This window comes from Aliikangiella marina (genome assembly GCF_007004765.1).
Classification (GTDB): Bacteria; Pseudomonadota; Gammaproteobacteria; order Enterobacterales; family Kangiellaceae; genus Aliikangiella; species Aliikangiella marina.
In genome coordinates, this window is sequence record NZ_VIKR01000002.1 from 86653 (window position 1) to 100312 (window position 13660).

Annotated in this window: 14 protein-coding genes; 13 read left to right on the top strand and 1 reads right to left on the bottom strand. The window is 44.0% G+C overall.

What is annotated here, in order from left to right:
- The first annotated feature begins 57 nt into the window (after positions 1–57).
- From aroK to hemE, 4 genes are all read left to right on the top strand, one after another.
- Positions 58–579, top strand: coding sequence for a shikimate kinase AroK (gene aroK / locus FLL45_RS06595; protein ID WP_425456672.1), 522 nt, complete (start codon positions 58–60; stop codon positions 577–579).
- A gap of 8 nt (positions 580–587) precedes the next feature.
- Positions 588–1664 carry a 3-dehydroquinate synthase gene (gene aroB / locus FLL45_RS06600; protein ID WP_142941243.1) on the top strand — a complete coding sequence of 359 codons (1077 nt, stop codon included), beginning with the start codon at positions 588–590 and terminating at the stop codon, positions 1662–1664.
- Between the two features lie 25 nt (positions 1665–1689).
- Positions 1690–3267: an AAA family ATPase gene (locus tag FLL45_RS06605; protein WP_142941244.1), complete on the top strand. Its 1578-nt coding sequence runs from the start codon at positions 1690–1692 to the stop codon at positions 3265–3267.
- Between the two features lie 77 nt (positions 3268–3344).
- Positions 3345–4403, top strand: coding sequence for a uroporphyrinogen decarboxylase (gene hemE / locus FLL45_RS06610; protein WP_142941245.1), 1059 nt, complete (start codon positions 3345–3347; stop codon positions 4401–4403).
- Positions 4404–4468: 65 nt separating this feature from the next.
- Here the strand turns inward: hemE and FLL45_RS06615 are convergent, their stop codons facing one another.
- Positions 4469–6610, bottom strand: coding sequence for an Ig-like domain-containing protein (locus FLL45_RS06615; protein ID WP_142941246.1), 2142 nt, complete (start codon positions 6608–6610; stop codon positions 4469–4471).
- A gap of 358 nt (positions 6611–6968) precedes the next feature.
- Between FLL45_RS06615 and FLL45_RS06620 the strand changes: the two genes are divergently transcribed.
- The 9 genes from FLL45_RS06620 (at position 6969) to FLL45_RS06660 (ending at position 13650) form a co-directional block, all read left to right on the top strand.
- Positions 6969–7934, top strand: coding sequence for a hydrolase (locus FLL45_RS06620; protein ID WP_142941247.1), 966 nt, complete (start codon positions 6969–6971; stop codon positions 7932–7934).
- A gap of 79 nt (positions 7935–8013) precedes the next feature.
- On the top strand, positions 8014–8520 hold the full coding sequence (locus FLL45_RS06625; protein ID WP_142941248.1) for a hypothetical protein: 507 nt from the start codon (positions 8014–8016) through the stop codon (positions 8518–8520).
- Between the two features lie 60 nt (positions 8521–8580).
- Complete coding sequence (locus FLL45_RS06630) at positions 8581–10188, top strand: GMC family oxidoreductase (RefSeq protein WP_246075795.1); 1608 nt, start codon at positions 8581–8583, stop codon at positions 10186–10188.
- A 25-nt stretch (positions 10189–10213) separates the two neighbouring features.
- Positions 10214–10696: a pantetheine-phosphate adenylyltransferase gene (gene coaD, locus FLL45_RS06635; protein ID WP_142941249.1), complete on the top strand. Its 483-nt coding sequence runs from the start codon at positions 10214–10216 to the stop codon at positions 10694–10696.
- Between the two features lie 90 nt (positions 10697–10786).
- The gene (locus FLL45_RS06640; RefSeq protein ID WP_142941250.1) at positions 10787–11047 is read left to right on the top strand and encodes a YfhL family 4Fe-4S dicluster ferredoxin; all 261 of its coding nucleotides are present in this window, start codon (positions 10787–10789) and stop codon (positions 11045–11047) included.
- 207 nt (positions 11048–11254) lie between these two features.
- On the top strand, positions 11255–11665 hold the full coding sequence (locus tag FLL45_RS06645) for an ExbD/TolR family protein (RefSeq protein ID WP_142941251.1): 411 nt from the start codon (positions 11255–11257) through the stop codon (positions 11663–11665).
- Positions 11666–11742: 77 nt separating this feature from the next.
- Complete coding sequence (locus FLL45_RS06650) at positions 11743–12051, top strand: DUF3301 domain-containing protein (protein WP_142941252.1); 309 nt, start codon at positions 11743–11745, stop codon at positions 12049–12051.
- Between the two features lie 141 nt (positions 12052–12192).
- Positions 12193–12585: an ExbD/TolR family protein gene (locus FLL45_RS06655; RefSeq protein WP_142941253.1), complete on the top strand. Its 393-nt coding sequence runs from the start codon at positions 12193–12195 to the stop codon at positions 12583–12585.
- Between the two features lie 132 nt (positions 12586–12717).
- Positions 12718–13650: an ABC transporter ATP-binding protein gene (locus FLL45_RS06660; RefSeq protein ID WP_142941254.1), complete on the top strand. Its 933-nt coding sequence runs from the start codon at positions 12718–12720 to the stop codon at positions 13648–13650.
- Positions 13651–13660: the final 10 nt, after the last annotated feature.

Sequence of the window (13660 nt, forward strand, 5' to 3'; positions counted from 1 at the left end):
ACCCGCTTCAAGGCGGGTTCTTGCGTTTCTCCATGGGGAAATTATTAGTATTTAATTATGATGAAAGGTAAAAGAAACGTTTTCCTTGTTGGGCCGATGGGCGCCGGAAAAACAACTATTGGTAAGCAACTAGCTCAGACTTTGCACCTAGAATTTATCGATTCCGATCAAGAAATTGAAGCACGTACCGGTGCGCCAATTGATTGGATATTCGATATAGAAGGTGAAGAAGGCTTTCGAAAACGTGAAAAGAGCGTTATCGAAGAGCTCACCCAAAAACAAGGTATTGTACTTGCGACAGGCGGAGGTGCGATCACCGAGCCTGAAAATAGAACTTTTTTAGCGGGTAGGGGAATAGTTGTTTATTTGGAGACTTCGATTGAGCAACAGGTTGAGAGAACGCGACGAGATAAACGCAGACCGCTCCTACAAAACGAAGATCCTGAAGCGACTTTAATTGCACTCAACGAGAAACGAGATCAGTTGTATCGGGAGATTGCTGATGTCGTTGTCGCAACGAATGAGAACTCTATTAAGTCGGTAGCCAATAAAATTATATCGCAGATCCAAGAAGGCTAACGAGCTGAATGCGCACCCTTGAATTAGATCTCGCCGAGCGCAGCTACAATATTTACATTAATGAAGGACTTTTAACCAACCGCGACTTATTGAGTCAATATTGTCGCGGTGACAAAGTCCTCATACTATCAAATCAAACTGTCGCGCCAATTTATCTCGCAATGCTTAGTGAGTCACTTAAGCATTTGAAAGTTTACTCTTTGGCTTTACCCGACGGAGAAATATACAAAAACCTAGAGAGCTATCAAAAAGTTTTGGACTTTTTGATTGAAAATCAGTTTCGCCGCAATGATACCTTGATAACGCTTGGTGGCGGTGTAATCGGTGATCTTGGAGGGTTTGTTGCTGCTAGCTATCAGCGAGGGATGGGTTTTATCCAGGTACCAACGAGTTTGTTAGCTCAAGTCGATTCGTCCGTTGGTGGAAAGACCGGAGTCAACCACCCACTTGGTAAGAATATGATAGGCGCTTTTTACCAGCCCAAAGCGGTAATAATTGATACCGCGACATTGGATACGCTTCCGGATCGAGAATATTATTCTGGATTTGCAGAAGTGCTGAAATACGCCATGTTGGGTTCCAAAGAAATTCTTTCGAGTCTACAAGATGATATTTCCGCTATTTTGGCAAGAGATAAAAACGTTCTTAGTGACATTGTTTATTACAGCTGTTTAATGAAAGCGGAAGTTGTTGCAGCCGATGAAAGAGAACAAGGACAACGAGCCTTACTTAATCTTGGACATACTTTTGGGCACGCGGTCGAAAAAGTAACCGAATATAAGCAATACCTTCATGGTGAAGCAGTTGCAATCGGTATCGCAATGGCGTTAAATTTATCTGCGGACAGAGGGCTCGTATCAGAAGAACGTCGAGCGCTTTATCTTCAATTAATTGAAAAGTTAAAGTTACCCAGTAAGACCTCTTTACCACTGAGTGTCGACGAACTAATTAATGCTATGCGCCTTGATAAGAAAAATTTGTCAGACAGTTTCAGGTTGGTTTTACCAAAAGATAACCACTGCATCATTTCAGAGGAAAAGGATTCTAAGCCAGTAGCGTTGGCAATTAGCAAACAGCTTGATTAAATAAGATCAAAAAAGGTAGACGACATTGAGCTATGTAAGTTTACACAAGAGTCAGCTGTTAGACTCACTTGAAAATCAGGTGCTATATGCGGACCTTTGCACAGTTGTTATTGGTGAAGAGGGTACAGGGAAAAGCTTCTTTCTTGAGCAGTTGAATCAGCGAATGCAAGGGCAAACCGAGGTCTCTCAGATTGAAGCTGCTGACGAGATGAGCGTTGCTCAACTCGAAAAGTCGATTGGCTTACAGTTAGACTTAAGCTGGAACGAAGCCGATAACCTTATCGACAGAGTTGCAAACCGTTTTGATCGTCGTGTTCTTTTGACTGTCGATAATGCTCAGCTTCTACCCAATACTTGCCTCGAATTTTTAATGATGTTGGTTGCCGAGCAGTTGAGCTCAAAAGCGGTTAAAATTTTCGTGGTGCTTGCGGGTGATGCTCGGCTGGCGAAAAAGCTCAACGAAACGAGTACGCTCGTCAACAACCCGAATATTTGTGTTGTATTCGAATTAGAGCCGATCAAAAAAAACGAGACTAAAGCGCTGATTGCTGACTTCCAGTCTATCGACGAAGGGACCGTTGATGCACTGTATGACGAGCAGAAGCTTGATTACTTATGGCAACTCAGTAAAGGCAATCCTGGCGATCTTAATTATCAGTTAAACCGCTGGCTAGCAGAAACCAATAAACCCGCACCAAAACTGGAAGAAAATACGGTATCTAAAAAATACTTGATGGGAGTAACCTATTTAATGCTAGCGCTTTTGTTGGCCGGCGTTTTAATTTATCAAGATGACATCAACGAGTTCATCGCTCCTCAAGAAAATACAATATCAGATCCTCGCTCTCAAGAAGTGCTCTCACTCCCTGAAAACCGCTCGGACTTAACCCAGGTCTCTGACTCGACTAGTGGAAATACTGGAGAATCATTAAATTCAAACCAGTCCTCTCGTATGAATCAGGAAAGTGAAAATCAGGAAAGTGAAAATCAAGAAAATGAGAATCAAGGAAATGAAGCGCAAAATGAAACCGCAACCACGACATTAGAAGCGAAAAAAGAACCGCAAATCGATAAGGTTAGTTCTCAAACTAAAAATAGAGTGGAGGAGAGCCTTGATAAAAACGATACAACGGATATTAGGGTAGCAGAGAGCCAGCAAGAAACAGATAGCAAGAATGAGCCATCTAAATCTCAAACTCGAGAATCGTCAGAGCCGCCTAGGACTGAGACTAATGAGATAGAAAGTCCAGCGGACAATATCAATTCTAATCAAAGTAGTGAGACTGGGAAGGCACAGCTAACAGCTGATGAACGAAAGCTACTGACCTATCTGGACTCTCAGCATACATTGCAATGGGTTGGCGTGAGCAACCTGCAAGCCGCAGAGCAGTTCAGGGACTCACATCCATTGGCATCACAGATGCTGATTTTTAGACGGCTGCAAGGTGGCAAGTATTTATTTTTGGTTGTCTCGGGCCAATTTAATAGTCGAACCGACGCAGATAACGCGCGAGTAATCTATGGCCAAAGAAACTATCCTGGAAAGCCCTGGATTAAGTCAATAAACGCGATAAAACAAGAAATCAACACCATTCCTCAGTAAAGCCTTTGCGACCGATCATTTTAATCTAGCGGTGACTAGGTTAAAATTGCGCGCGTTAATTCTATGAAGGCTTTCTTATGTTAAAAAATGACCGATATATCAGAGCGGCTCTTTCCCAGCCGGTTGATAAAACTCCTGTTTGGATGATGCGCCAAGCGGGTCGATATTTACCTGAATATCGAGAAATTCGTGCTCAAGCTGGAAGCTTTATGGCTTTGTGCACCAACCCCGAATTAGCGTGTGAAGTGACATTGCAGCCGTTAAGACGTTATGCATTGGATGCTGCGATTCTATTCTCTGATATTCTGACAATCCCCGATGCAATGGGATTAGGCCTTCATTTTAAGACGGGTGAAGGTCCAGCCTTCGAAAAAGTCATTGCGACGAAAGCCGATGTTGATAATCTGTTTGTACCCGATACTTTCGATAAGCTGAAATATGTGACTGATGCTGTCAGTACCATCCGAAAAGCGCTTAATGGTGACGTTCCTCTGATTGGTTTTTCAGGCAGCCCATGGACCTTAGCGACCTATATGGTTGAGGGGGGGTCAACCAAGAATTTTGGCAAAGTAAAAGGAATGCTTTTTGAGCAGCCACAAGTTATGCATCAATTACTTGATACCCTAGCGAAGTCTGTGACCGAATATTTAAATGCGCAGATCGAATCTGGTGCACAAGCGGTGATGGTTTTTGACACTTGGGGTGGGGTACTTTCAACTCAAAACTACCAAGACTTCTCGCTAAATTACATGCAACAAATTATCGATGGGTTACATCGCGAATATGAAGGGACGAAAATTCCGGTTACGATTTTTACCAAAGGCGGTGCGGGTTGGTTAGAAAAAATGGCGGCGACTGGCGCTGATTGTGTTGGATTGGATTGGACGATCGATATCGACGAGGCGAAACGTCGTATTGGTGATAAAGTTGCGCTTCAAGGCAATATGGATCCATGCGTTCTTTACTCAAACCCTGAAAGAGTCAGAGCAGAAGTCGGAGATATTTTAGAAAAGTTTGGTAAAGGTAGCGGTCATGTCTTCAATCTAGGTCATGGAATCCACCCAACAATTGACCCTGCCAATGTTGAGGCTTATGTAAATGCTGTGCATGAGTTGAGCGAGCAGTATCATAGGTAGGGCGTATTAAAACCGACTCTATTAAAAAAGGCCGCTTAATGCGGCCTTTTTCATGAGTAGCGACTCTAATTGTTAATGATACTGATTGCAGAGTTAGTTGTTACCAGTCCCCCTGGTGTTTCTACCTCAATAATCAAAGTACCATTTCCAGGTTGCTGACTACCTTTCACTGTAACAGAGAAAGCTCTTCCGCCATTGTTATTGTCATTTGGCCATGTAAATACGCTTGACCCTTGAACAGAACCTTGAGTAGCAGTAAAAGTCACGGTTGTGCCTGCTGGCATTGGTTGATTATGCAGGTCAGCGATTGTCACAGTGACTGTGCCAGAGTTTTGCCCATCAATGACAAGTGAAAGATCGTTGGGATCATCGGATGCAGCATCTGCAGTCGCGTCATTTGTGCTATTAATTGTGAAGTTGGCATTGCTTCCTGACATGATCAGCACAATCGAAGCGCGAACATTAAGTGATTGGTTTGACGAACAGCCTGCATGCGCGGGGATTGAGCACAGCACACCATTGTATAAACCATCAGCGACGGTAAATGAACTGTCATTATTGAAGTCGCTAAAAGTTTCCAGCTCTCCACCGGTTTCTCCACCCGCTTGCGCAGGGTTGTACAACCCATCTTCGTTATGATCGACGAAAGCTTCATCTAAATCGTAAGGCTCGCCACTAATATTGGTTCCGGCAAAAGCAGTTACTTCAGAAGCGTCAAAGCGTCCATTACCGTTAGTATCTGGGAATGACTCTTCTCCAATTGCTGTGGCAACGATTGTTGCACGCCCACCGAATTTTTGCCCCATGCCATTAATAACCGTTGGCGTGATGCCATTTTCTGCGAGTGTTTGTCCTTCAGGTCTTGGGTTTTGGCTGGTCCATGTAACCGAGCAAGCACCATTTTGAGTAGTACAAGAGGGTTGTATAGAACCACCTTCTGTGGTGAATGAAACCGCTGTGCCATCTGGTACTGGGTTATTGAATGCGTCTGAAAGCCTGGCTGTAACGGTCGTGGTGTTACCATCAATATTCCAACCTTCAACATTAATTGTACTCGCTGATAAGCTGAAGCTGTCTTGGTCTGGAATACCGGTAGAAACAACCAAGTTGCTTGATTGAGTCGAGATTAGCGGGTCGCTTTGGTCGATCGACGCTGTGACTCTGACCGTAGTTGCTACAGAACCCGAATTGATGACTGTTTGCACCAAGCCCTCAGAATTAGTTGTTGCTGAAGTCGGATTAATAGCGATGCCACCAACATTTGTGTTAAGAGAATAATTCACAAGCTGACCGTTGACAGGGTTGCCATTGGTATCTCTGACTCTAAACACTACAGTAGAACTTTCGGAACCACCTAATCCGCCGGCACCTAGGATTGCAATATTTTCTGGCGTGGCAGATACGAACTCAATCGAACCGACATCAGCTGATAAGACGTTAACCGTGCCCGATGCAGAGAGGTTGATCCCGCCTGCATTTGCGGTTACGTTGATTGGATCATCACCGACACAACCTTGGGCTAAATAGGTACTTGACGCTACGCCGTTAACAGTTGTTATCGGAGAACTTAATGTTGCTGTCGCTGGTTGAGAGCTAGTACATGCGGAAGAGAAGTTAACATCAACAGGATCGGTAAACGGTTGCCCCGTTTCATCAACGATAGTGACGCTGACCGTTGTTGTACCACCCGCAGAAATTTGTGTATTGCCAACATTCGCGACGCCCTCTTGAAAGGGTGAACCGCTACCCATTTGCAAATTCGTTGCGCCAACGGCATAAACCAATGATGCGTTCTCGCCTGTGTCTACAGTAGCGATAACGGTGCCTGCACCTAGTGAGCTACCGGCCAGGATATCAACCGTCGCTTGATTGCTTCCATCGGTGATCGCTGTAGGGATTGGAATTGCAGCCACATCCGTAGAAAAAGTCACGATCACTGGCTGGGTGATCCCCGTTACGGTGGCGACCACTCTTCCAGGGTTAGACGAGGTGATTGTTTGAGTTGGCTGGCCGGATGCTGCAGAAACAAGACTCAAACTGATAGTAATGGTCGGCTCTTGAGAACCTCCAGTACCGCTATCGCCGGTAGGTCCGGTATCCTCATCAAACCCACCACTACCGCATGCTGTTAGCATTGCAAACATTACAAGGGTGGCTGTGAGATAAAGCTGTTTAATCGGTGTGGATGCTTTTCGTAACCAATCCATCACAAGGTCTCCTATTACCTGACAAGCAGGAATCACTGCGTTTTTATTGACGATTATTAGATTAATATCTAGGTATTGTAAAAGAGACTACCCAATCGTAGCTCAATTTACAATCAAAATTTAAATAAAAACTCACTAAAAACAATAAGTTCTCTAACAAAGTTAGTCTAAATTCTAGCAATTGCCAAGTAACTGGTTCTCAAATCTTTCGTCGATGAACGCTCAATGAGATAAAATCAGAGAAAAATGACAACTTGCAAAGATTTTAGACGCCTATCTTGCTCTTATCGGAAATATTTTGACGAACAAGAGCATAATTTGATAAACGGTAATCTTTTCACAGCCAGAGATGTTTTGAGTGTTAACTGAATCACAATTTAAGCCAGCGTGGTGGGCAAAAAATAGGCATGTACAGACGATTTGGGGCGCGCTTTTCCGGTTAGTCCCCAAAAAACCGTCGATGCGACGTATTCGCCTCGATCTTGCTGATGGGGATTTCATTGATGTTGACTTTTATGCGATAGCAAACGCTCCGACAGTATTACTGCTCCATGGCTTAGAGGGATCGGTTGACTCTCATTACATGCGCGGCATTGTAAATAGTTTGATTGGCCAAGGTAAACAAGTCGCGGTTATGCATTTTAGAGGTTGTAGCGGCGAAAGTAACCGCTTACTTAGAAGCTATCACAGCGGCGTGAGTGATGATCTCCAAAATGTTCTACTGTTGCTCGAAAATGAGTCGATCACGGTTGATTATTTAGTCGGTTTTTCTCTCGGCGGAAATGTTCTGCTCAAGTGGCTCGGCGAAAATCATCCAAACAACCAAGTAAAAGCGGCTGTAGCGGTCTCTGTTCCTCTGCTTTTGGATGAGTGCGCGACAGCGATCGACGAGGGGTTTTCTCGCCTTTATTCAGGGCGCTTACTCAAAACGCTGAAAATTAAAGCGCTTTACAAGAAAATGGAGTATCAAGATGCGATCGCGCTGAGCCCAGAGGAAATCAAAAGACTGAACAACTTTTGGGCTTTTGACGATCAAATCACCGCACCCTTGCACGGTTTCGGGAGTGCTGAAGAGTATTATCAAAAAGCGTCCAGCCAACCCTTTCTCAAGTCTATCAAGATCCCAACCTTAGTGATTCACGCCAAAGATGATCCATTTATGAATACAAATGTTATACCTCGAGAAGAGCACTTATCTGACAAAGTCGACTTTGAATTGGCCGAATACGGTGGCCATGTTGGTTTTGTGGGAGGTAACTGGCCTTGGCGAGCTGAATATTATCTTGAAAAAAGAATACCGCAATTCCTGGCGCAATTTGAATAAATGTTTTAATCTGAGATGTTTCTGGTCCTACCAGCATGAACAAGTCGCAACATAAGTATATTGCCCTGAGACATCGAGTTTGAAAAGAAGACACTTTATAAGAAACACGCTTGCAGCGAGTGTTGCTGCATTGGGCGGGGTTGCTGCCCTGCAAATGTATCAGCAAAACCAACTGGATTACTCGGAGACAGAAAATTTGGGATTCCTGTCTAAGGATGATCAAGTGCTTCTGTCGGTACTGATCCCTGTGTTCACTAGTGGTATTCCCCAGCAGCCAAGCGTTGCCATAACGATTGCAAACATAGATAAGGCGATCATGTTACTCCCTCTGAGAACACAGGACGAATTAAGGCAATTGCTAGATGGTTTGAGCAACTCGTTTGGGCGACTAATACTTGCTCAAGTTTGGGTTAATTGGCAGGCGGCAGATGTTAGTCAAGTTAATCAGTTTCTAGACTCAATTCGGGAGCATTCTATCGGACTCCTGCAAGATGCCTACGTTGGATTACACAAAACGATCCTAGGGGCAGTCTATGCTGAAGCGGACGCATGGCCGACAATTGATTACCCAGGGCCACCTTTTTGATGGACGACAGCTTTAATATCAGCCTATTCGTAATCGAGTAAATTATTTTTTGGTGCAAAAGTGACAATTTCATACCCCAACACAACGAATTTTTCGGAACAAACGCCCCCTCAATCAATCACCGTTGATTTGGTGGTGGTTGGCAGCGGCGCAGGAGGCGGTGTCGCTGCGGAAATATTGTCGCGCAGCGGCTTGAAGGTGTTGATTGTTGAAGAGGGTCCTTTGAGAACCTCAGCTGATTTCAAGATGAGAGAAAAAGAGGCTTACGCTGACTTATACCAAGAAGTCGCTTCTCGGCAAACTCTGGATAAGTCTATTCAAATACTGCAAGGGCGGTGCGTCGGAGGATCAACGACAGTTAATTGGACGTCAAGTTTCAGAACCCCGAGTCAGACGCTCGATTATTGGCAATCAGAATTTAATTTAAAGGGATTTAACAGAGAAGCGCTAGATCCCTGGTTTGCCTGGGCGGAACAGCGATTAAATATCGCCCCTTGGGAGGTTCCACCCAACGCGAATAATCAGAAATTAGCGGATGGTTTAGACGCACTCGGTTGGTCTCATCAAATTATTCGTCGAAATGTAAACGGCTGCGCCAACCTCGGCTATTGTGGTACCGGATGTCCGATTAACGCGAAACAGTCGATGTTGGTGAGTTGTATACCTGAAGCACTTAAAAATGGCGCTCAGCTGTTTTCGCGGGCACGAGTCGAATCCTTGATTGTTAATGGTGCCAAAATTGATGGTTTATGGCTGAGTAGCATGGACAAAAACGGTCAAGTAAAGCAAAAAAGGGTCACCAAAGTCGTCGCCAAGCACATTGTGTTGTCAGCCGGTGCCATAGGTTCACCGGCCATTTTGCTCAGAAGCTCTCAAATTGATCGTCGCTCTTCGCTCGGCAAGCGAACCTTTTTGCATCCAGTTTCAGCGTGTATCGGACGAATGCCCGATAAGGTGAATGCCTATCAAGGCGCACCGCAAAGCGTATACAGTGATGAGTTTTTGTGGCGTGACGGGGTTGCCGGAGAGTTGGGTTATAAATTAGAAGCACCTCCTTTGCATCCGACTATTTCAGCGATAATGCTTCGCCAACATGGCGACAAGCACTTTGAGCTAATGAAAGACTTCGCCCATTTTCATGCGAGCTTGGCGTTAATCCGGGATGGATTTAACAGCGAAAGTGTTGGCGGTGAAGTCAGTCTAGACAGTTATGGTTATCCACAATTAGACTATCAAATTAGCGATATGACGTGGCGAGCACTGAAAGACTCACTATTGAAATTGACCGAAATTCAGTTTGCCGCGGGCGCGAAAGGTGTTTTGCCAATTCACATGGATGCATCCTTTTATGGCAGTTGGCGGCAAGCTGAAAAAGCGATTAAAGCGCTGCCGACTGTTACGTCTAGGTTTCAGGTAATGAGCGCTCATGTGATGGGAGGTTGCCACTTTGGTGGAGAGAATTCCAACAGTGTGTGCGACAGTTCTGGGCGAGTTAATGGCTTGGAAAACCTGTCGGTGATGGATGGCTCATTGTTTCCCACGAGTTTGGGCGTAAACCCACAATTGAGCATTTATGGGATAGTCGCTAAACTAGCAACGCAATTAGGAAAAGAGCTTGGTGCGAACCCGCCAGAAGATCTCGTCCGTATTGCTGATATGATAAGTTAAACTGAATCAGTTAAACGGTCCCAACATGCCAAAAATAATTTTATACCCAGGAACCTTCGACCCGATAACCAACGGTCATCTTGACCTGATTGAAAGAGCGGCAAAACTGTTTGATAAAGTCATCGTAGCGGTGGCGACAAACCGCGGCAAGAACCCGCTTTTTGATGTCGATGAGCGAGTCGATCTTGTGAGACAAGTGATTGCGCCCATGAAAAATGTCGAGGCTTGTGGGTTTTCTGGGTTGTTAGTCGATTTTGCGAAAAAGCAAAACGCTAACGTGTTATTGAGGGGGTTACGCGCGGTCTCTGACTTTGAGTACGAGTTCCAATTAGCCAATATGAATCGTCGTTTGGCCCCCGAGTTAGAAAGTTTATTCCTTACGCCTGCAGAACAGTTTTCTTTTATATCATCTACTTTAGTTCGCGAGATTGCTGCTTTAGGTGGCGATGTTAGCGAGTTTGTTCCAGTTCAAGTCAGCCAAGCATTGGCGAAAAGATTTCAAAGTTAACGCATGAGGTTTAAATAGCATGCAGATCGTTGGTGATCTGATAATGCTGGTGTACAATAGCGGCCCGGTTTTATAGAGAGATATCAGGTTATGTCACTTATTATCACTGACGAATGTATTAATTGTGATGTTTGTGAGCCCGAATGCCCGAATGAGGCAATTTCACAAGGGGTTGAAATTTACGAAATTGATCCTGACAAGTGTACTGAATGTGTTGGCCACTACGAGGAACCCCAATGTCAGCAAGTTTGTCCGGTAGATTGTATTCCGTTGGATGCGAATAACCCCGAAACGCGTGAGCAACTGATTGTCAAATACGAAAACCTCACTGGAAATAGTTTTGTTGAATAAACTATTTGGCCTGAAATAAGTCTAAACCAAGCTAGACTTATTCCAGACCACTGGTTATAGTTAGCCTAAATTTCTATAGCCGCCTCAAAATAACAGTGCTAATGGCTTGAGAACGATATATAAGGCACTGAAATATAAAGAAAACCAAATAAAGTTAAAGAACTATAAGTTAGAGGCGAAGCCTCGACGAAGCAAACAGGACTTATAATGCGTAGACAGAGAAAACAATTCGATGACGAAACAGAAGTCGACATGACACCGATGCTAGACATCGTGTTTATAATGCTGATCTTCTTTATCGTAACGACCTCATTCGTGAAAGAAGATGGAATTGAAATCGGTCGTCCACCGATGAACCCGCCGCCAGATGCGCCGCCTAATCCACAGCGCCCTATCTTGATATCAATCGATGGAAATAGCGATATCACTATGGATGGACGTTTAATTGATGTTGAAGCAATTCAACCTAACGTAGAAACTGCACGAGCGAAACGACCGAAAGCTTCAGTTGTCGTTATGGCTGATGAATCAGCAAAAAGCGGAATCGTGGTTAGAGCTGTTGACGCAGCCACGCTTGCCGGTGCCGGACAGGTAACGGTTGTTAAACCGGTTAAGTAAGTTTATATCGTAATCTAAAAAGGCGACTCTAGCAGTCGCCTTTTTTGTCTCTGGAAATTCTTATTGAAAGATCCGCAATGAGCAAAGTCATTACTTTAATTATCCTTGGCGTGCTAGCGTATTATTGGTGGGTAACTCAGCAACTAAAAGCAACCGCATTGCGAGCTGCTAGACAGAGATGCCAGCAAGCTGGAGTCCAATTGCTCGACCATACCGTTGTGCAAAGTAAACTGCGATTAATCAAAGACAGTCGCAATCGCTGGCGAATAGAAAGACGCTATAACTTCGATTTTACTTCAACTGGCGAGCACCGTTACCATGGAACTGTCTCCTTGTTAGGCGGATATGTCGCTAGCATTGAACTGGAACCGTTTTCGATAAACTAAGCCATTAGTGGTTAAATTTGTTTTCGTCATCTATATACGTCAAACCCAGCAATATAAACAGTAACCCCTTTTTAAAGGTCTTCTCCGTTGTAATTAACTGAGGTCTTTATTATTCAGTGGAGATAACTGGAGGGGAAATAAATGCGTTATCGAAAACAAGCCGAGCCGTTCGAGTCACCGGATATGACACCGATGCTGGATATTGTCTTTATCATGCTAATATTTTTTATTGTAGCGACTTCTTTTGTCAAAGAAGAAGCGATTGATTGGCGGGCAACGGAGCAAAATACGACCCAACCCAGCGAGCAAAAAACTTTATCCGTCGTTATCGATGAGTTTGGAATGATTCAAATCGGTGGTCGCCAAACCGATGTGAACAGGGTACAAGCGAATGTTGAATCGGAGCTGATAAACTCCAATTATGCCGGAGCCATCGTTCAAGCTGATGAAGTTGCGAGTTCAGGGATACTCGTGTCGACAGTTGATCAAATAAAGCTAGCAGGACTCAACCAAGTTCAAGTGATTAAAAAGTAATCTAAACGCTCCGAAATTAAATCGTTTATTCGTTAATTTGTGCCTAGGTTGCAAATTGAAAGTTGATGGTTGCTGAACATCGACGGACACTTTGGTATATTAAGTTCATCGATCAAACGAGAAGTTGTTTGTATGCAACCAAAAAACTCCGTTGAGTGTTTATCTGTCAGCGAATTAGTTTTCAGGGAAAAAAATAAATTAATCATTGATAACCTTTCAATGACCGTAGACCGTGGTCAAAAAGTTGCTTTAGTAGGTCTCAATGGTGCCGGAAAATCGACCTTAATTGCAATTTTGACTGGGCTCATAAAGCCGCAAGACGGGCGAGTGGCGATAAACGGCAGAAGCGCTCAAGATTTAGACTTCAAAAGAAATCTCGGGGTGCAGTATGCGAATACTCAAGCAATAACTAACCTCAGTGCTAGCGAATACCTCTACCTTTGTGCGCAAACAAAATTTGCAGAGAATAAGTCGGTAGATAATGCAATTGAAAATGTTGTTTCTCTTTGGCGTCTAGAGAATATTCTACATCGACCTATGTCGGCGCTTTCTCAAGGTAATCTACAAAAACTCATTATCAGTCAAGCCTTTTTGGGCGCCCCAGAATTTTTGGTTTTAGACGAACCAACGCAGGCACTTGATCCTGTTGAGCAGCAAAGGTTCATCGACAATATTAAACGACTGAGTGACAGTCAAACCTGTATCTTTTCTTCGCATCATATTAATGAAACCGTTGAAGCCGCCGATCGAGTATTGATGTTGCATAATGGACAATTAGTTGCCGATATCGATTTATTTGAAACGGATGAATGTTGGTTAATGACCAAAGAATCTGTTCAAGAGTTGGAGGCCTTTTTCAGTGAAAGTGAGCAACAAGAAATGCGTTTTGTCGCCTGCTATTCTGGGCAGCGTAGTCAACTATATAAAGTGACAACTGCAGATGCTCAGTCGATGCAAGACCTAAAAAATTACTGTGATAAAAATACGGCAGTTGTTCGGTTTTGTGCGTCGCCGAAAGAATCTTTGTTACCTATTTTTAGTGCGTTAGCAAACGGGGACTTGTAGGTTAATGAAA

What these genes read in the sequence shown, in the direction of transcription:
- aroK (WP_425456672.1), top strand. Translation starts at nt 58, where the DNA reads ATGATGAAAGGTAAAAGAAACGTTTTCCTTGTTGGGCCGATGGGCGCC.
- FLL45_RS06615 (WP_142941246.1), bottom strand. Translation starts at nt 6,610, where the DNA reads ATGGATTGGTTACGAAAAGCATCCACACCGATTAAACAGCTTTATCTC.
- FLL45_RS06655 (WP_142941253.1), top strand. Translation starts at nt 12,193, where the DNA reads ATGCGTTATCGAAAACAAGCCGAGCCGTTCGAGTCACCGGATATGACA.
- FLL45_RS06660 (WP_142941254.1), top strand. Translation starts at nt 12,718, where the DNA reads ATGCAACCAAAAAACTCCGTTGAGTGTTTATCTGTCAGCGAATTAGTT.
- hemE (WP_142941245.1), top strand. Translation starts at nt 3,345, where the DNA reads ATGTTAAAAAATGACCGATATATCAGAGCGGCTCTTTCCCAGCCGGTT.
- aroB (WP_142941243.1), top strand. Translation starts at nt 588, where the DNA reads ATGCGCACCCTTGAATTAGATCTCGCCGAGCGCAGCTACAATATTTAC.
- coaD (WP_142941249.1), top strand. Translation starts at nt 10,214, where the DNA reads ATGCCAAAAATAATTTTATACCCAGGAACCTTCGACCCGATAACCAAC.
- FLL45_RS06645 (WP_142941251.1), top strand. Translation starts at nt 11,255, where the DNA reads ATGCGTAGACAGAGAAAACAATTCGATGACGAAACAGAAGTCGACATG.
- FLL45_RS06640 (WP_142941250.1), top strand. Translation starts at nt 10,787, where the DNA reads ATGTCACTTATTATCACTGACGAATGTATTAATTGTGATGTTTGTGAG.
- FLL45_RS06650 (WP_142941252.1), top strand. Translation starts at nt 11,743, where the DNA reads ATGAGCAAAGTCATTACTTTAATTATCCTTGGCGTGCTAGCGTATTAT.